At 51.8% G+C, this 24,195-nt stretch carries 22 protein-coding genes and 1 tRNA gene; 10 read left to right on the top strand and 13 right to left on the bottom strand.

From position 1 onward, the window contains the following. The first annotated feature begins 16 nt into the window (after positions 1–16). The 7 genes from accC to purD all read left to right on the top strand — a co-directional run bounded on the left by accC (position 17) and on the right by purD (position 7,701). Entirely contained in the window at positions 17–1,360 is a 1,344-nt protein-coding gene (gene accC, locus CWE12_RS10555; RefSeq protein WP_126789677.1) for an acetyl-CoA carboxylase biotin carboxylase subunit, read from the top strand. 2 nt (positions 1,361–1,362) lie between these two features. After that, positions 1,363–2,247, top strand: a complete 885-nt coding sequence (gene prmA, locus CWE12_RS10550; RefSeq protein ID WP_126789676.1) for a 50S ribosomal protein L11 methyltransferase — start codon at positions 1,363–1,365, stop codon at positions 2,245–2,247. A 177-nt stretch (positions 2,248–2,424) separates the two neighbouring features. Continuing rightward, entirely contained in the window at positions 2,425–3,414 is a 990-nt protein-coding gene (gene dusB / locus CWE12_RS10545; RefSeq protein ID WP_126789675.1) for a tRNA dihydrouridine synthase DusB, read from the top strand. Next, complete coding sequence (gene fis / locus CWE12_RS10540) at positions 3,407–3,703, top strand: DNA-binding transcriptional regulator Fis (protein WP_111569125.1); 297 nt, start codon at positions 3,407–3,409, stop codon at positions 3,701–3,703. Before dusB ends, fis begins: the two co-directional genes overlap by 8 nt. Positions 3,704–3,801: 98 nt before the next feature. Next, positions 3,802–5,382 (top strand): bifunctional phosphoribosylaminoimidazolecarboxamide formyltransferase/IMP cyclohydrolase, encoded by a 1,581-nt coding sequence (gene purH / locus CWE12_RS10535; protein WP_126789674.1) that lies wholly within the window; start codon positions 3,802–3,804, stop codon positions 5,380–5,382. Positions 5,383–5,451: 69 nt separating this feature from the next. Continuing rightward, the gene (locus CWE12_RS10530) at positions 5,452–6,399 is read left to right on the top strand and encodes a class I SAM-dependent methyltransferase (protein ID WP_241984188.1); all 948 of its coding nucleotides are present in this window, start codon (positions 5,452–5,454) and stop codon (positions 6,397–6,399) included. A 9-nt stretch (positions 6,400–6,408) separates the two neighbouring features. After that, a complete protein-coding gene (purD, locus tag CWE12_RS10525) occupies positions 6,409–7,701 on the top strand; it encodes a phosphoribosylamine--glycine ligase (RefSeq protein WP_126789673.1) in 1,293 nt (430 codons plus the stop codon). Positions 7,702–7,742: 41 nt separating this feature from the next. Here the strand turns inward: purD and CWE12_RS10520 are convergent, their stop codons facing one another. From CWE12_RS10520 to orn, 11 genes are all read right to left on the bottom strand, one after another. Next, the gene (locus tag CWE12_RS10520; RefSeq protein WP_126789672.1) at positions 7,743–8,114 is read right to left on the bottom strand and encodes a MaoP family protein; all 372 of its coding nucleotides are present in this window, start codon (positions 8,112–8,114) and stop codon (positions 7,743–7,745) included. Between the two features lie 132 nt (positions 8,115–8,246). Next, positions 8,247–9,761: a response regulator gene (locus CWE12_RS10515; RefSeq protein ID WP_126789671.1), complete on the bottom strand. Its 1,515-nt coding sequence runs from the start codon at positions 9,759–9,761 to the stop codon at positions 8,247–8,249. Next, positions 9,758–10,186 carry an OsmC family protein gene (locus CWE12_RS10510; RefSeq protein ID WP_126789670.1) on the bottom strand — a complete coding sequence of 143 codons (429 nt, stop codon included), beginning with the start codon at positions 10,184–10,186 and terminating at the stop codon, positions 9,758–9,760. Before CWE12_RS10510 ends, CWE12_RS10515 begins: the two co-directional genes overlap by 4 nt. A gap of 70 nt (positions 10,187–10,256) precedes the next feature. Continuing rightward, on the bottom strand, positions 10,257–11,156 hold the full coding sequence (locus CWE12_RS10505) for a hypothetical protein (protein WP_126789669.1): 900 nt from the start codon (positions 11,154–11,156) through the stop codon (positions 10,257–10,259). A gap of 36 nt (positions 11,157–11,192) precedes the next feature. After that, the gene (locus tag CWE12_RS10500; RefSeq protein WP_126789668.1) at positions 11,193–13,562 is read right to left on the bottom strand and encodes a fimbria/pilus outer membrane usher protein; all 2,370 of its coding nucleotides are present in this window, start codon (positions 13,560–13,562) and stop codon (positions 11,193–11,195) included. Positions 13,563–13,565: 3 nt separating this feature from the next. Next, on the bottom strand, positions 13,566–14,330 hold the full coding sequence (locus tag CWE12_RS10495) for a fimbrial biogenesis chaperone (protein ID WP_126789667.1): 765 nt from the start codon (positions 14,328–14,330) through the stop codon (positions 13,566–13,568). Between the two features lie 72 nt (positions 14,331–14,402). Beyond that, entirely contained in the window at positions 14,403–14,873 is a 471-nt protein-coding gene (locus tag CWE12_RS10490) for a hypothetical protein (RefSeq protein ID WP_126789666.1), read from the bottom strand. Between the two features lie 155 nt (positions 14,874–15,028). Further along, positions 15,029–15,700: a response regulator transcription factor gene (locus tag CWE12_RS10485; protein WP_126789665.1), complete on the bottom strand. Its 672-nt coding sequence runs from the start codon at positions 15,698–15,700 to the stop codon at positions 15,029–15,031. Positions 15,701–15,827: 127 nt separating this feature from the next. After that, positions 15,828–16,241 (bottom strand): hypothetical protein, encoded by a 414-nt coding sequence (locus CWE12_RS10480; protein WP_126789664.1) that lies wholly within the window; start codon positions 16,239–16,241, stop codon positions 15,828–15,830. Positions 16,242–16,441: 200 nt separating this feature from the next. After that, positions 16,442–16,517: transfer RNA gene (locus CWE12_RS10475), tRNA-Gly, on the bottom strand. 83 nt (positions 16,518–16,600) lie between these two features. After that, the gene (gene orn, locus CWE12_RS10470) at positions 16,601–17,155 is read right to left on the bottom strand and encodes an oligoribonuclease (protein ID WP_126789663.1); all 555 of its coding nucleotides are present in this window, start codon (positions 17,153–17,155) and stop codon (positions 16,601–16,603) included. 97 nt (positions 17,156–17,252) lie between these two features. Here orn and rsgA point away from each other — a divergent pair, with 97 nt between their 5' ends. Genes rsgA through CWE12_RS10455 form a run of 3 tightly spaced genes read left to right on the top strand, consistent with a single transcriptional unit; the run spans position 17,253 to position 19,877 of the window. Further along, positions 17,253–18,272, top strand: a complete 1,020-nt coding sequence (gene rsgA, locus CWE12_RS10465; protein ID WP_126789662.1) for a small ribosomal subunit biogenesis GTPase RsgA — start codon at positions 17,253–17,255, stop codon at positions 18,270–18,272. A gap of 7 nt (positions 18,273–18,279) precedes the next feature. Further along, entirely contained in the window at positions 18,280–19,149 is an 870-nt protein-coding gene (gene asd / locus CWE12_RS10460) for an archaetidylserine decarboxylase (RefSeq protein ID WP_126789661.1), read from the top strand. Further along, complete coding sequence (locus tag CWE12_RS10455; protein WP_126789660.1) at positions 19,149–19,877, top strand: glycerophosphodiester phosphodiesterase; 729 nt, start codon at positions 19,149–19,151, stop codon at positions 19,875–19,877. Before asd ends, CWE12_RS10455 begins: the two co-directional genes overlap by 1 nt. Here CWE12_RS10455 and CWE12_RS10450 read toward each other — a convergent pair. Further along, positions 19,874–23,020, bottom strand: a complete 3,147-nt coding sequence (locus CWE12_RS10450; protein WP_126789659.1) for an efflux RND transporter permease subunit — start codon at positions 23,018–23,020, stop codon at positions 19,874–19,876. The two genes, CWE12_RS10455 and CWE12_RS10450, sit on opposite strands and share 4 nt — an antisense overlap. A gap of 3 nt (positions 23,021–23,023) precedes the next feature. Further along, complete coding sequence (locus CWE12_RS10445; protein WP_126789658.1) at positions 23,024–24,079, bottom strand: efflux RND transporter periplasmic adaptor subunit; 1,056 nt, start codon at positions 24,077–24,079, stop codon at positions 23,024–23,026. Positions 24,080–24,195 lie beyond the last annotated feature (116 nt).

Raw genomic sequence — 24,195 nt, 5'->3', positions numbered from 1 at the left:
ACGCTTAGGCCCTGTTATGTTAGATAAAGTAGTCATTGCCAACCGTGGTGAAATCGCGTTGCGGATTTTACGTGCCTGTAAAGAACTAGGCATTAAGACCGTTGCTGTTCACTCCACGGTGGATAAAAATTTAAAGCATGTGTTGTTAGCGGATGAGTCGATTTGTATTGGACCGGCTTCTGCCACTGACAGCTACCTGAATATTCCCCGTATCATTAGTGCCGCTGAGGTAACCGACGCAGCAGCTATCCATCCCGGGTATGGCTTCCTGGCTGAGAATGCAGATTTTGCCGAGCAGGTAGAAAACTCAGGCTTCATTTTCGTCGGCCCAACACCCGATGTCATCCGCATGATGGGTGACAAGGTTTCTGCCATCGAATCAATGAAAGCCGCTGGCGTACCTTGTGTACCTGGCTCTGGTGGTTCACTGGACGATGATGACGAGAAGAACCTGAAAATCGCCAAACGGATTGGCTACCCTGTGATTGTTAAAGCGGCAGGCGGCGGCGGTGGGCGCGGTATGCGAGTGGTTCGCGAAGAGAAAGAACTACTCGCTTCCATTGTTGCGACTCAGAACGAAGCCCGTGCAGCCTTTGGCAACCCGGTGGTTTACATGGAAAAATTCCTTGAGAACCCGCGCCACATTGAAGTTCAGGTGTTGGCAGATGGCCAGGGGAATGCGGTTCACCTCGGTGAACGGGATTGCTCCATGCAACGTCGTCACCAGAAAGTAGTCGAAGAAGCCCCGGCTCCTGGCATTACCCAGGAAATGCGCAAAAGTATCGGCGAACGCTGTGCCCGCGCATGCCTTGAGATCGGTTACCGCGGTGCAGGTACCTTCGAATTCCTGTACGAAAACGGCGAGTTTTATTTCATCGAAATGAACACCCGTATCCAGGTTGAGCACCCTGTGACCGAAATGGTCACCGGCGTTGACCTGGTCAAAGAGCAACTTCGTATTGCCGCCGGCCGACCCTTGTCATTTACTCAGGAAGACGTGGTTATTCGCGGCCATGCGGTAGAATGCCGGATCAATGCGGAAGACCCGGAACGCTTTGTGCCATCGCCGGGTACTATTACGCGTTTTCATCCTCCGGGTGGCATGGGTGTGCGTTGGGATTCGCATATTTATACCGATTATCGGGTACCGCCGAACTATGACTCCATGATTGGTAAACTGATTACCTATGGTGACAACCGTGATGTGGCAATTGCACGCATGCGCAACGCACTGAGCGAACTCATTATTGACGGTATTAAAACCAATACGCCATTGCAAAAAGACATCATGGCGGATGAAAACTTCCAGCATGGTGGGACCAACATTCATTACCTTGAGAAAAAACTGGGGCTTTCCTAAACATGCCCTGGATTCAACTCACTGTAAGTAGTGATGAAGCACACGCCCGCCAACTGGGCGATGTGCTGATGGCGAACGGCGCTCAAGCCGTTACCTATCGTGATGGTAAAGATGCGCCTATTTTTGAGCCCGGCCCCGGGGAAGTACAGCTGTGGGACCATACTCTGGTCACTGGCCTGTTTGATGCTGAATTCAATACCAGCGCATTGGTTAAACGGCTGGAGCAGGTTAAATACCTAGGCAAAGGCTTTCAGTACAAGACCGATCAGCTCGAAGATAAAGACTGGGAACGGGAATGGATGGACAACTTCAAGCCGATCCAGTTTGCCAGCAATCTCTGGGTCGTGCCGTCCTGGCATCAGGCACCTGATCCCAATGCCGCTAATATTTTGCTCGACCCTGGCATGGCTTTTGGCACTGGCACTCACCCTACCACAGCGCTTTGTCTGGAATGGCTCGCGCGGCAGGATTTACAGGGTAAAACCGTCGTCGATGTCGGCTGCGGCTCTGGCATTCTTGGTATCGCCGCTCTGAAGCTTGGTGCTGCTCGTTGTGTGGGTATCGATATCGACCGCCAGGCTCTTATTGCAACCAAAGAGAACGCGCAACGAAATGATGTGGCGGAACGCTTCGAGGTCTACTTACCCAGTGAACAGCCCAGTTTAGCGGCTGATATTGTCGTCGCCAACGTACTTGCTGGCCCGCTGCAGGAACTGGCATCAGTAATTCTCGGTTACGTCGGTAAGGCTGGCTTGCTCTGCATGTCCGGCGTGTTAAGCCGCCAGGCTGATGACGTAATGAACGCCTACCGTCCAACAGTCCAGTTCGCTGAGGTAGAGCAACGCGACGACTGGATCATGCTAAACGGTCAAAGAGTCAGCGGCTAAAACTTACACAAAGTTAACATTCCTTTTGCTCCAGCGCAGGCGCAACAAGGCTTTGACCAACATTAAAGTCAAGGGCGAAAAGTGAAAAAAAAGCCATTTTTGTTCACTTTGTCGCCTTTCCTTTCCGTCTTAAATTCCCTAAAATTCTCTCCCCTTTCGCTGCACAGTTTTTGAACGATGCGGATTGGACCTTACGCTTTAGACAACAATGTTATTTTGGCGCCGATGGCGGGCGTGACCGATGTCCCTTTTCGCAACCTGTGTGTTCGCCTTGGGGCTGGGCTTGCTGTATCCGAAATGCTTTCGAGCAACCCTCGGGTATGGGAAACCGAAAAGTCGCGTGAACGAATGCTACACCACCAGGATGTCGGTATCCGGGCTGTGCAGATAGCCGGCTGTGATCCGGAATTAATGGCGTTGGCAGCACAACATAATGTCAGGCATGGGGCCCAGATCATTGACATCAACATGGGCTGCCCAGCGAAAAAGGTAAATAAAAAGCTAGCCGGGTCTGCATTATTACAGGACCCTGCGCTGGTGACCGAAATTTTACATGCAGTGGTTGCTGCAGTGGATGTACCGGTTACTTTGAAGATTCGAACAGGCTGGGCACGAGATCAGCGCAATGGTGTGTATATAGCCCGCATTGCAGAACAGGCGGGGATTCAGTCACTGGCGGTACATGGGCGAACACGAGAAGACATGTACAAAGGTCAGGCTGAATACGACACCATTGCTGAGATCAAGGCCGCTATTTCGATTCCGGTGGTCGCTAATGGCGATATCACCAGCCCAGAGCAAGCAAAGTATGTGCTCGATTACACCCAGGCCGATGCCATTATGGTCGGTCGTGGAGCCCAGGGACGTCCCTGGATCTTTCGTGAAATCGAACATTACCTGCGAACGGGTGAGCAACATGCTCCACCCGCTCTGGAGGAAGTAACCAGTATTATGCGCGAGCATTTGGCCCAGCTGCATAGTTTTTACGGTGACCTGAAGGGTTTGCGTATAGCCCGGAAACACATCGGTTGGTACTTGCAGGCAATCGACGATCCATTGGAATTCAGACGTTATTTTAATTCCCTGGAAAGTGCAGCCGGGCAGACCGACGCTTTGGAACACTACTTTGTAAACTTACAAGAGAGAAAAGAGCGCTACTATGTTTGATCAGAACGTAAATCGTGATGCAGTAAACACGCCCCTGATGACGGCAAGCCAGAACGCGAACCCTAAACCGTTACGCAACAGCGTAAAGCAGGCGCTGAATAACTTTTTAACTCAACTGGAAGGCCAGGACCCACAGGAACTCTATGAGTTAGTCCTGTCAGAGGTCGAAGCGCCTCTGCTGGAAGAAGTAATGACTTACACCCGTGGTAACCAGACCCGTGCTGCCACCATGCTGGGCATTAACCGCGGTACGCTGCGCAAGAAATTGAAAAAATACGGCATGAATTAAGTGTCTTTTAAGCCCCGCCCTCGTGTGGGGCTTTTTATTGCTTTATAATTGGCAACCATCTGTAGACCCCTCTTCTGATATTTAATGGAATCTAGGTTATGAACCAGCATCGTCCTGTCCGCCGCGCATTGTTAAGCGTTTCTGATAAAACCGGTATTGTTGAGTTTGCAACAGCGCTCAGCCAACTCAATGTTGAATTGCTCTCCACTGGGGGTACCGCAAAACTTCTGCGCGACGCTGGTTTAACGGTGACCGAGGTATCAGACCATACCGGGCATCCTGAAATCATGGACGGCCGGGTCAAAACCCTGCATCCAAAGGTGCACGGCGGCATTCTGGGACGCCGCGGCCAGGACGAAGCCGTGATGCAGGAACATGCTATCGAGCCTATTGATATGGTGGTGGTTAACCTGTATCCGTTTAAAGAAACCGTTGCTAAGCCAGGATGTTCGCTGGCTGATGCGATTGAAAATATCGATATTGGCGGACCTACCATGGTTCGTGCTGCCGCTAAGAACCATAACGATGTCGCCATTATTGTGAATGCAGCAGACTATGACCGGGTGCTGACGGAGATGCGCGAACAGGACAGCAGTCTGACTCAGCAAACCCGTTTTGAGCTTGCCGTAGCGGCGTTTGAACATACCGCTGAGTACGATGGCATGATCGCGAATTACCTTGGCCAGCGCACCGGTGAAAACAGTCACCAGGAGCCCGCCCGGTTTGCCGACACACTGAATATCCAGATGCGTAAAAAGCAGGATCTTCGCTACGGCGAAAACAGTCATCAACAGGCTGCATTTTACGTTGAGTCCGGAAATACCAATCCATCGGTAGCGACCTCAACTCAGTTACAGGGCAAAGCGCTGTCGTTTAATAACATTGCCGACACAGACGCGGCTCTGGAATGCGTAAAATCATTCGAACAACCAGCCTGTGTTATCGTTAAACATGCGAATCCCTGTGGTGTCGCGGTAGCCGACTCCGCGTTTGATGCCTATGAGCGTGCCTTCAAAACCGACCCGACCTCTGCCTTTGGCGGTATTATTGCCTTTAACCGTGAACTCGACGAGGCCACCGCCAACGCCATCATTACCCGTCAGTTCGTCGAGGTGATTGTTGCACCCGCAGCGAGCCGCAAGGCCCAAACTATTATTGGTGCGAAAAAGAATGTTCGCTTGCTGGTCACCGGTCATTGGCAAAACGGTACTCAACAGCTCGACTACAAACGTGTTTCAGGTGGTTTGTTAGTGCAGGATAGCGATAATGCCGTTATCGCTGCCAGCGATCTGCGGGTGGTGACTAAACAACAACCCAGCGCTGAGCAGATTGAAGACCTGTTGTTTTGCTGGAAAGTCGCTAAATTTGTGAAGTCCAATGCGATTGTGTATGCCAAAGATGGCATGACCATAGGTGTCGGCGCGGGCCAGATGAGCCGCGTCTACAGTGCAAAAATTGCGGGTATTAAGGCGGCTGACGAAAACCTTGAGGTGAAAGGTTCGGTGATGGCCTCTGACGCCTTCTTCCCGTTCCGTGATGGCATTGATGCAGCAGCAGAAGCAGGTATTAGCGCCATTATTCAGCCTGGCGGCTCGATTCGCGACGATGAGATTATTGCCGCCGCAGATGAACACGGGATTGCGATGGTATTTACCGGGGTTCGTCACTTCCGTCACTAAATCAACAGTTTGGCAAATAGCTGCTACGCTTAAGAGTGTTTATCTTTAAGCTATGTTGAGGATCGGATTATGAAAATTACATTACTCACAGCATCTGTTCTGGCCTGTATCTATACAGGCCCGGTTTACGCCTGGCAACAGGACCAGCCACCGGTCGACCCTGAAGTGGTCGAGGAAAACGAACCCGAGGATCTTGATCTGGTTCGCGATGTCGCGGGCGAAAACGGCGAATCACAGCGGAATCAAGACGATGCGTGGTCTGATGTGGAGTCTATGACCCTGCAGCAAGCCATTGCCGCCCCCCACCGGAGCGCCGCGAATCGTCAGCGGGATGAATATAGAAACCCCCGTGAAACGCTGGAGTTTTTTGCTATTGAGCCTGATATGACGGTGGTCGAGATTTGGCCGGGGGCTGGTTGGTATACCGAAATACTGGCGCCTTACCTAGCCGCAAACGGGACGTTTTACGCCGCGCATTTCCCTGCAGACACAGACTCTGATTATTTTAACAATGCGCGGAATAACTTCCTCGAGCGGATGCAGTCCAGCGACGTCTATAGCAAGGTGCAGGTCACTGAGTTTAGTCCAGGTAGCGCCCATGATATAGCGCCGGAAGGAAGCGCCGATATGGTGCTGACGTTCCGCAATTTACATAACTGGTATATGAATGGCGGTGACGAGAGTGTCAGCGAGGCATTTGATGCCTTTTATCGCGCCCTTCGTCCGGGTGGTGTGCTAGGTGTTGTTGACCACCGCTTACCTGAAGACAGAGACAGCGAACAAGCTCGCTCCAGCGGCTACGTTAAGCAGAGCTGGGCCATTGAAATGGCCGAGCAGGCGGGATTTGAACTGGAAGACAGCAGCGAAGTGAATGCCAACGCTCGTGATACAGCCGATTACGAGGAGGGTGTCTGGACCTTACCACCCAGCCTGCGTACCGGAGATGAGGGCGGCGAGTTCAGTCAAATCGGTGAAAGCGACCGTTTTACTCTTAAATTCCGAAAACCAGAAGAATGAGATAGATAAATGAAAGTATTGATCATTGGCGGCGGTGGCCGCGAACATGCGCTAGCCTGGAAAGTGGCCCAATCTTCACGTGTTAGTCAGGTGTATGTTGCGCCCGGTAACGCAGGTACAGCTCTCGAGCCAATGGTTGAAAACCTGGCCATCGCTGCTGAAGACATCGATGGCCTGCATGCATTTGCTCAGCGTAGCAGCATTGACCTGACCATCGTCGGCCCCGAAGCGCCGCTGGTCAACGGTATCGTGGATACCTTTCAGTCTCAGGGACTGGCTATTTTTGGACCGAGCAAGGGCGCAGCCCAACTCGAAGGTTCCAAGAAATTCTGTAAAGACTTCCTCGCCCGTCACCATATTCCGACAGCCGCCTACGGCTCGTTCACTGCCATCGAAGACGCCAAACGCTATGTTCGTGAGCAGTCGCTGCCTATCGTGATCAAGGCGGATGGTCTGGCGGCGGGAAAAGGGGTCATTATCGCCGAGTCCCTTGAACAGGCTGATGCAGCGATTGATGACATGCTGGCCGACAATAAATTCGGTGATGCCGGCTCACAGGTGGTCATTGAAGAATTTCTGGTGGGTGAAGAAGCCAGCTTTATTGCCATGGTGGACGGCGATACCATCTTGCCTTTTGCTTCGAGCCAGGACCACAAAGCCCGTGATGATGGGGACCAGGGTCCGAACACTGGTGGAATGGGCGCCTATTCACCAGCACCCGTCCTGACCGACGAAATTGATCAGTGGGTGATGCAGCACATTATGCATCCGACCGTCGAAGGGATGCGCGCCGAGGGCAATACTTACGTCGGTTTTCTTTATGCCGGGTTAATGATTGCACCAGACGGCAGCGCTAAGGTACTTGAGTATAATTGCCGTTTCGGTGACCCCGAGACACAGCCTATTATGATGCGACTTGAATCTGATTTGGTTGAGCTTTGCCTTGATGCGTTGGCAGGCCGCCTGGGACAGACTCCGATTGAGTTCAACAGTAAGGCCGCTGTTGGTGTAGTCATGGCCGCCGGTGGTTATCCGGAAGAATACCGCAAAGGCGACATTATTCACGGTTTAGTGGATGCGCAGAATAATAGCGAAGGGAAAGTTTTTCACGCTGGGACCGCGGTCAACGACGACCACATCGTTACCAATGGCGGTCGCGTGCTGTGTTGCACCGCATTAGGTGAAACCGTCACAGAGGCCCAGGCACGTGCGTACGCTATCGCCGACGGGATTACCTGGGACGATGTCTATTTACGTCGTGACATCGCCCACAGGGCCATTCGTCGCGAGCAATCTAAGTAAGCGCTGACCAAACAAAAAGCCGGCACAGGGTGCCGGCTTTTTTAATCTTCTACCACCAGGTCGTCATCTTCGGTGGTTGCAGTGTAATCAGTATCTGAGTCTTCATACACTTTACTCCGACCATACATACTGCCTACTTTTGGCCGGTTGATTCTGGCCTGATACTTAGCCCAGGCTTTCTCAACTGGCGTTACCGCCGCCTGCTCGCCACGAGCGACTGCCAATAAGTTCTTATCCTCATCAGTCATCGCTGGCAACTCACCAGCGAGCATCGCAGTGATAAGGCAGCCATAGTGCAGCAACGCGTCGCTTTCACGAATGGAGAAGTCTCCAGAACGCGCAAACCCATAAGGGTAGTGACGAAAGTCGTTGAAGGGTTTTCTTAACAGTGTTTCACGGGTTAAAGCAGCCATAATATCCTCGCCCAGCTACCTCAGGGGTATCACAGTGACAACCCTGAGAACCTCCTCAAGACGGCAGCATTTAGTTAAACGCGCCGTCACCAGAAATTTATAATGACGATATAGAGGCGGGACAAATCTTTGTCAATCTTTTTTTTCTGTTTCTGTAGAGGATTTACTAAATGAGAGGAAATGCTTAACTTCCAGTTTGCTCATGCAAGTGTCTAACTGACCCAGCAATCGGGCGTTATCCGGCATCAGTTGCAATGCACGGCAGAACGCATAGGCCGCCAAATCAACTTTGCCCGACTTGAAGAGGCGCTTACCCAGTGCGTCGTGCAAGCGAATCTGGGATTTTTCTTCGCTGACAGTGAAATTCAACAAAGCTGAAAATAATAATAAGTTCGAGCTGGCTCTGCCGCTTGCTCCCTGCTGCTCAATTAAATGAATACATTGCTCGAGCTGCTCCAGGACCAGACTACCGTCGTTCAGCCAGCCATTCAAAATACGCATCATCAACGAAAACGGGGACTGATCATTGCCCGCTTCGCCACTGGTGATACGCGTGCTGCGCGGGTCGGATAATTCCCCTCGCTGCATGCGCTCGATAAATTCCGGCAACAGCGTTTCATTCAGCTCCATATCACGGCTGATACTGAGGTTGTACAGCTGACTCAATGCCGCCTGAATGTACGGTTCCACTTCCGCTACTGAGCTTGCAGCCGGCTCCAGCACCAGCTTGAGTACCAGCGATTTAATGATCGCCAGAGAAAAAACATACTGCTGGTGTGAACGCAGCTTGGCCCTGCGCTGTTTGTTTTGCAGAAAACTCAACGCGCGTTCCCACTCTCCGTGCTGCACTGCCAGCATCGAGCGGAATTCACATTCGAACAACGAGAGCTCGCCTTCCTTCAGGGTATCAACGATTTCCCCTTTGTTCTCAGCGTTAGTCCCAATCAGTACCTGATTCATTAATGCCAGACAGGCGCTGTAATAAGGGTCGCGCGCAACCATGCCATTAAACACTAACTGAGACGCCTTGACCTGGCCCAGAGATACCAATGCTTGCATGCGTACTAGCCTTGCCCAGTCATAGCTCTGAACCAGCTGATAGCGACGCAATACTTTTGAAAAGCGGCGCAACTGCAATAAAATTTTGCACTCTAAGAGCCATGCTTGTTGCTGAAACTGATGTGGGGTGCCGTCTTTTATCAGTTGCAAACTATTGAACGCAGGGGCCCACTTTTTCTTATCCAGCAGGTAAAAAACGGATGAGAATGCGCGCTGATTCGCCTCCACCCGTTGGATGATCTCTTCAACGTGAGCAGCACTAATTGGCTTGCTGTAGAAATACGTCTGAGTAAAGCGGAGGGGAGCCTGACGTTTTGCATGATCCAGCGTGTTGGAAATAAACACCACATGCGTTTTCGCCGAAATGCGGTCACTCCATTCCAGATAATGCAGCAGTTCTGTCCCCGTCACGGAGGGACCCAGATCATAACCGAGAATTAACAGATCGGCGTCGACGCGCGAAGACTGCTCAAGCAAGGCGTTGCCACTGCTATAGGTTTTTACCGCATAATTCGGGCTCAACGCGCGCACAAAGTCACGCAACACGCCAAGAGTTTCAATGTTATCTTCGACAATGATTATCTTCATACTGGCGAGTACGGTTCCACACTATAGCTATGGGTGACGTCGACTGACGCTCCCAGCATAATAGAAACAGAACAATATTTCTCGGCCGACAGCTTAACGGCCCGTTCGACATGGCTGTCACTAACATCGCTGCCGCTGGTGTCATGGCCACGAACAATAAAATGCAAATGGATGGAGGTAAAAACCGCAGGCACCGCATCAGCACGTTCAGCACTCACCTCGACCACACAGTCGGTAATCGGCTGTCGCGCTTTCTGCAGAATACTTACCACATCGACAGACGAGCAACTCGCCACCGACATTAAGACCATTTCCATCGGGCTCGGCGCATGCGCGCCCTGGTTCCCATCCATGATGACGCTGTGACCACTGTCAGATGTGCCTAAAAACGTTAAGTCCCCGCACCATTTTACCTGAGCCTGCATGTATCACACTCCTTGAAAGGTTAAGAGTGCACATTATCATAAATTATGACCCGATAAAGCTAGCAAAATGTTAGTCCTGCGGAAAAACATCAATGGTAATTAAATCCGAATACTCGCCAGCCAGCTGCTCTTTACCTACATAGGGCACATCTATTCTGATCGGTACCCTCCAGGTGCCTCGCTGACGAAGGCGCTGGATCGATGTGGTCGACGGGTTTTTCAGATCAACAAAGCGGTGATTAAGGCGGAAACGATAGGGAATGCTCTGGCTCGGTTCGCGGATATGTCGCATAACACCCTGGTTTTCACTGGTAACAAACACCTGGATATCAGAGTTACTGTCCACCACCAGATTGAAGTCTTTGAACGCACCGCTGCGCAGTGAGCCAAAATCAACGCGATAGTAAGAGCCCGTTCCGCCCCCCGGGGCGTCGATCTGGACCGATACCCGGGGTTCAATAACGAACTCGAAGACGTCGTTTTTCTGTGCCGACATCAGCCAGGGCGTCTGGGTGTTCATAAACTGGCTCACCAGCACCCCCCTATAAACGCCCGGCGTCGCATAGTCGGCATCCAGAACCCGTAACCAGAACATCAGCTGAGGCCGTTCTTCGTGCAACGGCAACACCCAGCCATTGCCTTCGCTACCTAACATGAGGGCATTACGGCGCTGATCATAGGGCTCAACCCGCAATCGACTCATACCATGCTGAATATACCAGGAGGTGCCTGTACCGGGCCCGATATGTAACTGATCAGCGCAGTCAATCAATGATTGATCAAGCTGCAACTCCACCGGGATCCAGGCACTGCCGCCATGCAGCGCGCTAAATTCAGCTGCTTTACCTTGTATCTGAGCGGTCCAGTGTCCGTCGCACTGAATCGCCGCTCTATGGTCGTCACCCGCCTCCTGAGCCAGCGCTACCGATACGCAGAACACGCTTAGTAAACCTGCTATGAGTGAACGCATAATTATCCCCCACTCGTTATGTCATTAAAATCCAAATCAGCGTGCCTGCGGATGCAAGGTTCCGATCCGCACAAAGCTGTCCCCATCTTCTTCAATCCGCAATCGATAGCGAACGTCCGGTTGATGCAATAATGTAATTTCATAGTCACCCGGGCGTAATCCCTCAGCAATAAAGCGCCCGCTGCGATTGGTGAAAACGCCTACTCGCAGGCCCTCGCCCTCAATACTGCCTCCTTCCAGATAAAGAGGTTCGCCTTCTTCATCAACCAGCACTCCCAGCACCGAATAGAAGGCATCGGATCCGATAACAACGCTGGTTCCGGTCACCGCCCCGGCTTCCGCCAAATACTGACCGCCGCCCCAGTCATAGCCGATTGGCGCATTCGGCACATCGACAAAAACCGTGGTGCCACGGTAACGTGCTCGTGAGGTCAGCAATGCACCACCACCCCATTTACTAATAGCCTCAGGCCCGGAGCGCCCTTCGTTGACCAATATCTCGGAATCTCGTAATGACTGGTGTCTGGAGACCACCGTAAATGGGCCTACACCAGCCCGCCCCCAACCAAACCGCGACCCGGCCCATCCAAACGCCGTATTCATCTGGCCACCCGCATATCCGGCCTCGGTTCCCTGCGCTCGGCGATACTGACCAAATGTACCAAAGCGTGCTCTGTTACTAAGGTAATCCAGGCGACCAAAGGTGGTGCTACTGCTATCCGACTCCAGCTGACTCAACATATAGGAGGTATCGCCGACTGAGTGACTGGATGCTCGCCCGACAGATAGCTGCGTCTGTTCGTTGTAGCTGTCATAGCGAGCGCTATAGCGCATGTTATTGCGCGGACGGAAAATATTAATATCAATGGTAACGAATGCCTGGTATTCATCTTCGTCACCTATATCACCAAAAAAGCTACTGCGACGAACTCCGGCACCAAGCCGGGCCCAGCGCCAACGGTAGGTGCCACGTACTTCCTCTTCCCTTAACTCAACACCCGGGCGGGTGCGGTCATCCTGATAGGAGAAACGCAATTCAAACTGGCGTCCAATGTACGCGCTATAACTCCCCAGCCACCGCTCTCCATGTAGTTCGCTGTCAAGCAGCCATGGCCGATTATCAAACCGGTCGAAGCGATCCCACGCCACACGTAAATTAGGTGAGCCAGAAAGAGACCCCCACACCCGCTGCTGCCATTCGACACTCAGCGCCTCACCTTCGACATCAAATACGTCACTCATTGAGTAACGGGCAGCGAAATTACCAATCGGCGTAGCAAAGGCGGTACTGGCCCCATACAATTCGCCAAAATCATTACTCTGCCCATGAGCGCCCAGCGTTAGCCAGCTAAATAAACCGTGCTCTACAAAAGCCGAAGCCAGCGTATCGTCGCTATAGGTGGTACCGGACAAAGGCGTGAACTCCGACCGATAGCCATAGGAAAAGCCGAAATTGGTCAATCCGGGGCGCAATAGTTCTGCATTGAAAAACTGGCTGAACGTCTGTATTTCGTAGTCACCCGACGCATAGTACAGATACACTTCGATATCATTTGCGCCATGCGCGAGTGGCAACTCGGTTAAGTTATAGCGACCAGGTGCAAGACGCAGCCGTTGTAGTAGCCGCCCATTCACATAGACTTCAAGTTCTGCCCGTTCACGAACCAGGATCTGCTGCGAGGTACCAGGTGAAATACTTCGGTTTGGCTGCAGTTCATAATACGATGACGCCACCGAAATACCGCCCAGACTGGCGCCTCCAAGATGACCCACCACAGGCGAATACACGTCTCCGGCCGACAACCGCATAGGTACATTGGGGATATCGTGAAACGCAGTGACCTGGCCACGATAAATATTGGTTTCGTTGGGCACGCTCTCATGTGTTGCGGTCGCCGACCAGGTTAAATTTACACCCCGTATTCCGCCAACGTTCAACTGACCAAGCCAGTCGACATTTATCTGGTCATTGCTTTCTTCAAATTCATGCTCAGCAGCAACATTCAGGTTATTCAGCCATGCAAACCGACTTACTGGTGCGGGCAGACCAGCAGCCCCTGAACTTTGGGCAAAGCTAATCTGATCAGACCCAAACGCTGACTCCTGTAATCGCGCTACCAGCTCCATCGTACGAGGCCGATACGCAATTTCGATACCCAAAGCATTTAGCTGCTGCATATCAATCATGCCTGCCGCGGTTAAGGTGGTCTGCAATTCAGTTGAAATCGCAGAGCCTAAAGCCAGCGCCAAACTGGCACCTTCCACCTCAACCAGTGTGTTGCCTTCGACTTCGACGATAACAAACCCTACTTCACGCTCGTCGTAGAATAACGGCAACTCAAATGTAAATGCTTCAACCGAACTCGCCAATAGCAGTAAGAGAAGCAGCCATCCTTTGCGCAACATGGCTTAACTACTTATAAACTGGGCCGACACCGCACGTGATTCGATGCCAAGCTGAAGCCCCTCAACCGGAATCCGACTTTCTCCGCCGGGTAAAATATGACGCACAAAAACAGCTGGAGAAAACTCACGCCAGGTTAATGTTCGCGACTCTCCGTTCTCAAATTCAACCTGCAATTGACCGCGCGAGAGGTCCTGCATACCATTCCCATGATTGGTCAGGACAATCACCCCATAAGGATTATCCCGATCAAAGAAATCAGCTTCAAAGCGCGTCTCATTGTGCAAATCCGTGTAGTCAATTTCAGAGTAAATCTCCGCGACTGTACCTCGGGGCACCACAAAAACCGGCGCATGAATGTGCATCACAAACTGCACCCCTGAGCCTTCGACGGGTGCCAGATCGACAGGTAATTGATAAAAAATGATGCGGTAGCCTGCTGCCTGATCGAGCACCTTATTGCCCAGGTAACGCACCCGAAAAACCTGAAAATCGCCTGGTTCGATATAAGCTTGAGGAGGCATAATAATAAAATCTTCGTCTGCATCTTCAAGCTCATCGTAATAGCCATCCTTGAGGACACGCCGCGCTGCCGATATTTCAAACGTCAACGGCCGTTCGGTGGTGTTCTGCAACCGAAAGACACCGCTAGAGTTACGCCCCATTTCTTCCAGTGTCAGACTTATCGGATGAAGTTCGTATGCATGTACCGACACTAAGGAGCTACACAGCCACACAATTAAGGCCATTGTTCCTATTATTTTTTTCATAATATGCCTCTTCCAGTAATAGAAGAAGCGGCCTAACGGCCGCTTCTGATAGAGCAAACACTTGGCTACAGACTATGGAGAAACAGTGATTTCCATAACTGCGGTGTAGTCACCCGCCAATTCTGCACCTGATGTAATACCGCGGTATTCAAGGTCAGTGTTAGCAAAGGCTGGAGCTGCGCCTGCTGGTTGTGAAATTGTGTGTGGACCACCGTTTGGTGGGATAGTCACAGGACCAGAAGGGATTGAACCCAGGTTGCGGGCTTCATAAGAAATAAAGTCAACGCCGTTGGTGTGCACGAAACCATTGCTTTGCGCTTCGTAAGTTACATCTGCACTACCTGCGCCGTTGTTGCATGAAACACCGATCTGGCCAACAACGTGCCATTGGTTATCGAAATCAAAACCTGCTTGTGGAGTTACTTGCAGTTCGCAGTACTCATCAATAGTACCTTGCACATTCAGGATATCGCTGGTGTTAGCCATTGCACCAGTAGTTGCCAGGGCCGCTGCTAACGAGAGTAAGGTTGCTAATTTTTTCATTGCTGTATTCCTTGTCTTCAATTGTTGAGGTTCTTGTCATGTTCAGGGACTGGCCCCGAACTGCCCCTAAGTATTCGTGGAGTTGCCTCTGTTAGAATCAGCCGTGCAGCCTAATTTAACGGCATTTATGGTAGTAATTCGGCGGGGTTCACACCTTAGCTGGCTAAGGCCGTGTCTTCGCGCCGCTGCATCCGGCGATTGACCAAATTAAGAATTTCATGCCGGGAACGAATTCCCAGTTTTCGATAAAGATTGGTGACATGGCATTTCACGGTATGAGTACTAATGAACAATTTTTTCGCGATATAACAGTTTTTTTGCCCATGAATTAGTTCCAGGCAAACCTGCTGCTCACGTTTGCTAAGTTCATAGGCAGCCGCCAGCTCATAAACGACCTGTTCCGGCGTGGTGTTAGTACGCTGATAATCACGCACCGCTTGCTCGACAATTCGGCGTGGAAACCAAGTCTGTCCTTTACTAATCGCTTCGAGAGCTTTGAGCACGCATTCGGGTCGTTCGCCAAGACGAATAACCCCATTGAAACCTGCCTTGAGGAAATGCAATAGCGCGGTATCTGATAAATCAGTGGTGTTAGTCAGAACCACACTGCACTGATCCATGTTTGGGTGAGGGTTGTATGGCAGGTACTTGGGCATTCCCAACGCCTGGGTATCAATAAAAATAATGCTGCCAGGCTCAAGGCGTAAACGGGAAAACTCCCGCAACGAGATACTATGGTGGCGAACGCGGTCGGTTTTAACTAAAGCAAGTAACGCGGTCCACTGGTTGAGCCAGGTCCGATCATTGGTAATCGTTATAAAGGTCATGGTAATCGCTAGCTTGTTATGTGTTGACCCGATCTATTTAAGCACCGCTGCACCACGGAGCAAGGTCGCTAGCCTAAGATTAATACCTTGCAGCGGAGATTCAGCAATGGGGCCTAGCCCGAGAGGACTAGTGAGAGGAAACAGAGACCACTATAACGTCTGAATAATGACCTGATATGAGTCCCATATTACGAGGTGATACGCGGAAAAAGTAGGGCCGCCCGCCAGTTCGTTGAGCAATAGTCCAGGGGCCTTCACTGGCCATACCGCCGCCACGTACACCAGAGAGACTCTTTTCATAGTCAATCACAGCGCCAAATTCGTTGCGAAGACCACGGTTAAGTGACTCGTACGTTACGTTCACGGTTTCCTGTTGAAAATTGCATAGTACGGTCACCTGGGCAACTACCTGGGGAGCTGTTGAATTATAACGAAGTGCTTCAAAGGGACGAGCCATCGGATGGTCGGTATTAAAGTCAACGCTACAGGTAGGTTCAATACGGCCGATCACGACAAGGCGGTCGCTTGTAGTTCGCTTCATCTGCTGGCCGTAAACTGCGCTACTGCTTGCGGCGCAAAAAGTGAGAAGCGCAATAGATACTGCCGTTACTGAAAGACGCATGGGTTCTCTCCCCGAGAAAGTGGCTGCCTAAGTATCGCTCAGTTTAGCGACCTTGGGGAGTCGTGTTTTCGGGGGAGATAAACAAAAAAGCCGTCCCAACGGACGGCTTTTTTCGAATTTGGAGCGAGTAACGAGGTTCGAACTCGTGACCTCGACCTTGGCAAGGTCGCGCTCTACCAGCTGAGCTATACTCGCATATCAGGTGCAGCGTCGAGGGCCAACCCCTTGACTGCGAGGCGCATTTTACTGAACCTGAGGCGCTTTGCAAGCCCCTTCCTTCAATTTTTTTCTAAATTCAGCATAGTTGCTCGATAATGCACCAATTCTGCGATGGATTCACGAATATCAGCCAACGCCGTGTGTGCATTCTGCTTCTTGAAACTAGTCAGCACCTCAGGCTTCCAGCGTCGGGCCAACTCTTTTAAGGTGCTCACATCCAGATTACGATAATGAAAGTACGCTTCTAATTGTGGCATCTGCCGGGCCAGAAAACGGCGGTCCTGGCAGATACTATTACCACACATCGGCGACACCCCTTGCGCTATGTGTTCCTGCAAAAAGGCAATGGTTTGCTGCTCGGCCTCGGCCATGCCAACACCTTCTTCTTTGATCCGCTTAACCAGGCCAGACTGGGTGTGAGTTCGGGTGTTCCACTCATCCATCGACGCCAACGTCTGGTCGCTTTGCTTAATCGCAAAAACAGGTCCCTCTGCCAGCACATTCAAATCTTTATCGGTCACTATGGTAGCAATTTCAATAATGACATCGCGTTCAGGCACCAAGCCTGTCATCTCCAAATCAATCCATATCAGGCGTTGGCCAGGTTCGCTCATTCGTAACTCCAGGGTAAGCCCTGCAAAGCAGGGGCGAGAACAGTTCAATTGTTGTATCATAGCAAGCAAGAAACAGCACAACCAAGCAAGGATTCCAGTGGGTCGCAACAACAAACTCAGTAAAGGCCAGCAACGCCGCGTCCGCTCGAACATGCAGAAGCGGTTGGCAAAACGTGAGACAAAGCAAAGCGTCGAGTGGGCAAACGATCAGCTCGGGTCAATGCAAAACGCAATTGTCATTAGTCGTTTTGGCCAGCATGCCGATATCGAAACCGACCAAGGTGAGATTTTGCGCTGCAATATACGACGTACAGCAGGTAGCCTGGTGACGGGTGATATCGTTGCATTTCGTCCCGCAGCAGAAAGCGAACAAGGTTTGCAGGGTGTTATCGAGGCGGTTGAAGAGCGTCGTAGCCTGTTAACCCGACCCGATGTCTACGACGGAATTAAACCGGTGGCCGCCAATATTGACCAAATATTCGTTGTCACATCACCGCTTCCGGCATTTTCAGCTCAAATTATTGACCGCTATCTGGTGGCCTGTGAAGACATTGCCATTCGCCCGGTGATAGTGATGAATAAAGCGGATCTGATCGACGAGGTCAACGAGGAATATATTCAGAACCGGCTCGCATTGTACCGCGACATTGGTTACCAGGTCGCCGTGGTCAGCGCAAAAGAACAGCATGGGCTGGACCAGCTGACGGACTTAATGGCGAATAATGTCTCCGTCTTTGTCGGTCAGTCAGGCGTCGGTAAGTCGTCGTTAGTCAACGCTATTTTACCGCAGGCCTCTATTGTTACCGGCGATGTCTCGCATAATTCAGGGTTAGGCCAGCACACGACCACCGTTGCCCGGCTCCATCGGCTGCCAAATCATGCCGCACTTATTGACTCGCCTGGGATTCGTGAATTCGGGCTTTGGCATATCGAACCTGAACGCGTAACCTGGGGCTTTCGTGAATTTCGTCCGTATATTGGTGGCTGTAAATTCCGCGACTGCAAACATCGCACTGATCCTGGCTGCGCACTTCAGGCGGCCGTTGCCGAGCAAAAGCTGGACGCCGAGCGATTACAAAATTACCATCGAATTATTGATTCTTTAGAACAGGCCTGATGCCCCTATGAGCAAACTCGACCAATTCAAAGTCAAAGCCCAGTATGTACTACCCAAGCACGCAGTTTCCCGTTTGATGGGAAAATTTGCCAGCGCTCGTGCTGGTATTTTTACCCAGCTTTTTATGCGCTGGTTTATTAAACATTACCAGGTCGATATGTCTGAAGCCGTACATGAAGAACCGTCAGACTACAGCACGTTCAATGAATTTTTTACCCGACCGCTGAAACCCGAGGCCCGGCCCCTGCAGGCTGACGACTTTGAGCTCGCGCACCCTGTTGATGGCAAAGTGTCGCAGCTCGGTAAGATCGACGGCGACTCTATTATTCAGGCCAAAAACCATGACTACAGTCTGGTTAAATTGCTCGGCGGCGACGCAGCAGACGCCGCCCCGTATAAAAACGGGCAGTTTGCGACGATTTATCTGGCTCCGCGTGATTATCACCGCATCCATATGCCGCTCGACGGAACCTTGCGTAAAATGACCTATGTGCCGGGTGACTTATTCTCAGTCAACCCGTTAACAGCGGCCAATGTGCCGGGCTTATTTGCACGCAACGAACGAGTGGTGTGTTTCTTCGATTCCGCTCAGGGTCCGTTCACGCTGACCCTGATAGGCGCAACCATTGTGGCCAGTATTGAGACGGTATGGGCTGGCACCGTGACACCGCCAACCGGCCCCCGCATTCATAGCTGGGAGTATCCAGCGCAGGGGTTTAACGCCGTTACGTTGAAAAAAGGCGAAGAAATGGGTCGTTTTAAGCTTGGCTCAACCGTTGTCCTGACCTTCCCTGACGAGATGATGTTTTTTGAAGAGAATCTGCAGGCGGATGACGTTACGCGAATGGGCGAGGTCATGGGGCAGCTGATCCGCTGATGTTGATTATCGCGCACCGAGGTGCCAGCGCTGAGGCGCCGGAAAATACCCTGGTTGCTATGCACAGGGCACTGGAATGCAGAGCTGACGGCATCGAAATAGACATCTATGCGGTCGACGGTGAAATATTCGTATTTCATGACAGGTACCTGGAGCGCCTTACCGCGCACCCCGGGCGCCTGCAGGATTTAACCGCCGCCCAGATCCGTAAACTAAAAGTATTTGGTCAACATCCGGTACCAACGCTTGCGGAGGTACTCGAGTCGATTGGCGGGCGCTGTTTACTTAATATTGAGTTAAAAGGTGAAGTGCCACTAGATTTACTTGCCCCGTTGCTGGAGCGGGCCCGCGGGGAATTTGGCTTTACGGCTGAACAACTGATCCTGTCTTCATTCAACCATCACTGGTTGAAAGCGCTACATGGGCGATGCCCCTGGGTTCGCCTCGGTGCCCTTAATGCCAGCTGTATGCTCGACTACGCCGCCTTCGCCACCGAGCTTGGGGCCTATTCACTGCATACCTGTGTCGACTTCGTAGATCAGGCTCTGGTTGACGACGCCCACCAACGCGGCCTGCCGGTGTACGTGTACACCGTCGACGAGTCACATGATATTCAGGAACTCAAAAAAATGGGGGTGGATGGTATATTTACCAATCACCCCCAATTTGCCCGCAACGTGCTCGATGGCCTTCCTACCCACGAGCACGAGCTAATGTGGCATCGCTAACGCTCAGCGTTCGCTTCTTCCAGTGCTAAGTCTTCTGCTCGGCGGTCCGGATATTGCTCTTCATAGCCTGCAATCCGATTCGCCAGCAATCTAGGTGACCCGGTGTTCTTGGCCATGGCCTGATACAGCGCAGGCACGATAAACAGTGTCATAAAGGCAGAGAAAGCCACCCCTGCGAAAATAACGGTCCCTATCACCGCACGGCTTTCGGAGCCCGGCCCTACTGCAAGCAATAACGGCAACGAACTCATAATCGTGGTAAACGCAGTCATCACGATAGGACGCAGACGTAAAGTCGAAGCACGGACCAGCGCATCTTCAAAACGCATACCGGCGTCACGCAACTGGTTGGCGAACTCTACAATCAAAATACCGTTCTTCGCGGCCAGGCCTATCAGCATGATAATACCAATCTGACTGTATATATTGATGGTCATATCACCGAGCCAGAGTCCGGCTAAAGCGCCGAAGATGGCTAACGGAACGGTCAGAATAATAACAATCGGATGAACAAAGCTTTCAAACTGTGCCGCCAGCACCAGGAAGGTGATGGTCAACGCAAGTAAGAAAATCCAGTAAATGGTATTACCGCCTTCTTTATACAGTCGCGATTCGCCACGGAAGTCATACGCGGCCTCTTCCGGCAAGTCTTCAGCAACCACCTGCTCAAGAAACGCCAGTGCCTCACCCAGGTTGTATCCATCAGCAAGGTTTGCTTCAACGGTAATAGCCCGCATCCGGTTGTAACGGTTTAGCTGTGGTGCGGTTGCCCCTTCCGTCACGGTGATCAGGTTCGACATCGGAATCAGTTCGTTTGACGTCGTCGAGCGTACATAGATGTTATTGATCGCTGAAGGTGTCTGGTAGTCTTCCCGCTCACCTTCAATAATCACATCATATTCTTCACCCCGATCAGAGTACGTAGTAACACGCCGCTCACCCATAATGGCTTCCAGTGTGCGTCCAATGTCGCCTACCGATACACCGAGGTCAGCCGCGCGGTCGTGGTTAATATGAACCGACAATTGCGGGACCGTTTCGCGGTAATTACTGTCTACCTGCAACAGGCCCGGGTTCTCTTCTGCCCGCGCCACCACAATATCGCGCCACTCTGCTAACTGATTAAAATCATGTCCTTGCAGGACGAAACGAACGGGTCGGCCGCCACCGCCGCCTCCACCTAAGGAGCTGCGCATGTTGGCGACGGCTATCACATCGGGAATTTCATTTAAGCCTTCACGGATTTCGCCCATCAGTTCGGCTGTGCCCCAGTCTCGCTCACCATGCGGCACCGCGTTTACAATCGCGACCCCGGCACTGGTACCCCAACCAGGCGCCCGCACAATCAGACGGTCAACCATTCCCCGATCCACATAGGGTAACAGCACCTCTTCTACCCGTTCCATGTTGACCCGGTTCGACTCAAAGCTCGCCCCTTCTGCCCCACGAACGATAACGAAGAAGCTGCCGCGGTCTTCCTGCGGTGCATATTCCTGACCCAGCTGGCCAAACAGCACGTAACACCCTGCTATAGCTAAGGCGACCACCAGGAAAGCCATGCTGGGGAGCCCTATGGTACGGCGTAGCCCTTTTTCATAACCTGATTCGAGCTTAGCAAAGCCACTGTCGAACAAACGGCGGAACCAGCCCTTGCGTTTGTTCCCCTTTTTCAAAATTTTCGACGACAGCATGGGTGACAGCGAGAGGGCGGTAATACTGGAGAAACCGACTGCCGCTGCTAGCGCTACCGCGAATTCTGAGAACAGCAGGCCGAGGTTACCGTCGAGGAACATTAAGGGCAAAAACACCGAAATAAGAACCATCGTGGTCGCTACAACCGCAAAACCAACCTCACGTGCTCCCCGATAGGCGGCAAGCAAAGGCGGATCGCCCATTTCCACGCGACGGTAAATATTTTCCAGCACAACAATGGAGTCATCCACTACCAGTCCGATAGCCAGGACCAACGCTAATAAGGTCAGCAGGTTAATGGAGAAGCCCATTGCGCTCAGTACAATGTAGGACGATAGCAATGCCACCGGTACCGTAACCGCAGGGATCATGGTGACCCTAAGGTTACCGAGGAACAGGTAAATGACGATGACGACCATAGCCATCGCTATAAAGAGGGTGTTGTAAACTTCCGAGATCGAGTCTTCAATAAAGGTCGAGCTGTCGTAACTTTTTACCAGCTCCATACTTGCCGGAAGCGTCTGTTTAATACGTTCTACTTCGCGGTCAGCATTCCGCACAACCTCAAGGGTATTGGCTTCAGACTGGCGTTCAATGCCAATACCAAGCATGTTAACCCCGTTCGAGCGGTACACAGACTGGTCATTGGCCGCCTCCAGCGACACCCGTGCGATCTCTCCTAACCGAACAAGATAGCCCCGGTCGCCACCACCACGGATGGTTAGCTGCTCGAAATCCGACGCGGAAAGGTAGGCTCTGCTTACCCGAACATCAAATTCACGATCAACAGATTCTAGTGAGCCTGCAGGGAGTTCGACGTTCTCGGCGCGTAAGCGGTTTTCTATATCGGTGACTGTCACATCCCTGGCCGCCATCGCATCGCGGTCAAGCCACAGCTTCATCGCATAGCGACGCTCACCACCGAAATTAACACTGGATACACCGTCAACAATAGCCAGTCGCTCCAACATAAAACGACGGGCATAGTCGGTTAGCTGTTCGCTGGTCATGAGTTCGGAGCGCAGGTTATACCAAACTACGGTATCTTCATCGGCCCCCGCTTTGGATATTTGGGGCGGGTCGATTTGCTCCGGTAGCCGCCGCATAATACGCTGCACGCGCTCACGGATGTCGTTCGCCGCCGAGTCAATGTCGCGACCGGATTCGAATTCGATAGTGACACGCGAGCTGCCATTGCGGCTGCGTGAATCAATAAAGCGAATACCATCTATACCACTGATACCGCGCTCGATACGCTGGGTAACTTCACGCTCCATGATCTCAGCGTTAGCACCCGGGTAACTGGTACTAATTGAAACAACCGGTGGCTCGATATTCGGGTATTCACGAAGTGGCAACGAGAGAAACGCCACCACGCCGAAAATCACCAGCAGAAGGTTGAGTACGGTTGCAAAGACCGGACGTTTTACCGATACATCAGATAAAAACATGGCTTACTGCTCCCGTGGTGACACAGGTAAGCCGTCGCGCAGACGAACCACACCCTCTTTTACGATAATGTCGCCTTCACCTAAGCCGCTCAGTACCTCGACCCAGCCAGGCTGACGGCGACCAATCTCGATGTTGGTGCGCACGGCTACATTGTCTTCATTCACTTTAAACACAATAAATTCATTGCGAATGGGGATAACGGAGGCTTCAGGAATCATCAGAGTGGTTGCTACTTCACGTTCCAGACGGACACGCATTAACATTCCAGGGCGCAGCTCACGGTTTTCGTTGGGGATTGAAGCACGCACCTTAATTGAGCGGGTAATTGGATCAACCCGAGACGCCAGGCTGACAATGCGACCTTCAAATTCTCGGCCCTGGTAAGCTGTTGATAAGCCGACAATACGTTGCCCGGCAGCCAGGCTAGGCAGGTAAATTTCCGGCACACTGAAGTCAACATACAATGGCGAAATATCATCCAGGGTAGTGATAACATCGCCGGGCCGCACAAGAGACCCTTTGCTGACCTGACGGATACCCAGACGGCCTTTGAAAGGGGCTTCGATGGTCATTTCTTCTAAACGTACCCGAGCCACTTCCAGTTCCGCGCTGGTTTGTTCAACGCGCACTTCCTGTTCGTCGATCATGCTCCGTGATGCAGCGTTTTCAGCTGCCAGTTCACGCAGTCGATTCAGCTGGCGGCGGGCATCCGCTAAACGGAACTCCAGTTCCTGAACCCGTGCACGTTCTTCACGGTCATTGAGCGCGACCAAGACCTGGCCTTCTTCAACGTCGTCACCATCACTAAAGTACAGTTCGCGAACATTCTGCGTCACCCGCGCCATGATATCGACTGACTGACTGGCTTGTCCGGTTCCGAGACCTTCAATAATATCGCGGAATTCGACCATGCCCACCTCATGGACAACCACAGGCTGAGTCAGGTCCGGACGGGCATCTACTGGCTCGTCCTCGCCGAAAAAGTACAAATAGCCAACGAAAACGGCTAACAACACTACAACCAACGAAAGTGGCGTGACTATATAACGCTTTGCCATACTGCCCTCTAGCTTAAATTCTGAAGATCCTGATATGCGACCGCCATTGTAACGCATTGGTCTTTCAGTACTGCACTCCTCAACGCTTATAAAATGAAACTGGTCGCAAAATCAGC

The sequence above is a fragment of the Aliidiomarina sedimenti genome, assembly GCF_003986955.1.
In the GTDB taxonomy this organism is placed as follows: domain Bacteria; phylum Pseudomonadota; class Gammaproteobacteria; order Enterobacterales; family Alteromonadaceae; genus Aliidiomarina; species Aliidiomarina sedimenti.
The sequence above is the reverse complement of the archived record's forward strand: the minus strand, read 5'-3'. Positions and strand labels throughout refer to the sequence as shown.

Coding starts and splice junctions, on each gene's coding strand:
- CWE12_RS10445 (WP_126789658.1), bottom strand. CDS start 24,079: ATGGCAAAGCGTTATATAGTCACGCCACTTTCGTTGGTTGTAGTGTTG.
- prmA (WP_126789676.1), top strand. CDS start 1,363: ATGCCCTGGATTCAACTCACTGTAAGTAGTGATGAAGCACACGCCCGC.
- asd (WP_126789661.1), top strand. CDS start 18,280: ATGAGCAAACTCGACCAATTCAAAGTCAAAGCCCAGTATGTACTACCC.
- CWE12_RS10455 (WP_126789660.1), top strand. CDS start 19,149: ATGTTGATTATCGCGCACCGAGGTGCCAGCGCTGAGGCGCCGGAAAAT.
- dusB (WP_126789675.1), top strand. CDS start 2,425: ATGCGGATTGGACCTTACGCTTTAGACAACAATGTTATTTTGGCGCCG.
- CWE12_RS10510 (WP_126789670.1), bottom strand. CDS start 10,186: ATGCAGGCTCAGGTAAAATGGTGCGGGGACTTAACGTTTTTAGGCACA.
- CWE12_RS10485 (WP_126789665.1), bottom strand. CDS start 15,700: ATGACCTTTATAACGATTACCAATGATCGGACCTGGCTCAACCAGTGG.
- CWE12_RS10490 (WP_126789666.1), bottom strand. CDS start 14,873: ATGAAAAAATTAGCAACCTTACTCTCGTTAGCAGCGGCCCTGGCAACT.
- CWE12_RS10520 (WP_126789672.1), bottom strand. CDS start 8,114: ATGGCTGCTTTAACCCGTGAAACACTGTTAAGAAAACCCTTCAACGAC.
- purD (WP_126789673.1), top strand. CDS start 6,409: ATGAAAGTATTGATCATTGGCGGCGGTGGCCGCGAACATGCGCTAGCC.
- orn (WP_126789663.1), bottom strand. CDS start 17,155: ATGAGCGAACCTGGCCAACGCCTGATATGGATTGATTTGGAGATGACA.
- CWE12_RS10495 (WP_126789667.1), bottom strand. CDS start 14,330: ATGAAAAAAATAATAGGAACAATGGCCTTAATTGTGTGGCTGTGTAGC.
- CWE12_RS10480 (WP_126789664.1), bottom strand. CDS start 16,241: ATGAAGCGAACTACAAGCGACCGCCTTGTCGTGATCGGCCGTATTGAA.
- fis (WP_111569125.1), top strand. CDS start 3,407: ATGTTTGATCAGAACGTAAATCGTGATGCAGTAAACACGCCCCTGATG.
- purH (WP_126789674.1), top strand. CDS start 3,802: ATGAACCAGCATCGTCCTGTCCGCCGCGCATTGTTAAGCGTTTCTGAT.
- CWE12_RS10530 (WP_241984188.1), top strand. CDS start 5,452: ATGAAAATTACATTACTCACAGCATCTGTTCTGGCCTGTATCTATACA.
- CWE12_RS10450 (WP_126789659.1), bottom strand. CDS start 23,020: ATGTTTTTATCTGATGTATCGGTAAAACGTCCGGTCTTTGCAACCGTA.
- accC (WP_126789677.1), top strand. CDS start 17: ATGTTAGATAAAGTAGTCATTGCCAACCGTGGTGAAATCGCGTTGCGG.
- CWE12_RS10515 (WP_126789671.1), bottom strand. CDS start 9,761: ATGAAGATAATCATTGTCGAAGATAACATTGAAACTCTTGGCGTGTTG.
- CWE12_RS10500 (WP_126789668.1), bottom strand. CDS start 13,562: ATGTTGCGCAAAGGATGGCTGCTTCTCTTACTGCTATTGGCGAGTTCG.
- CWE12_RS10505 (WP_126789669.1), bottom strand. CDS start 11,156: ATGCGTTCACTCATAGCAGGTTTACTAAGCGTGTTCTGCGTATCGGTA.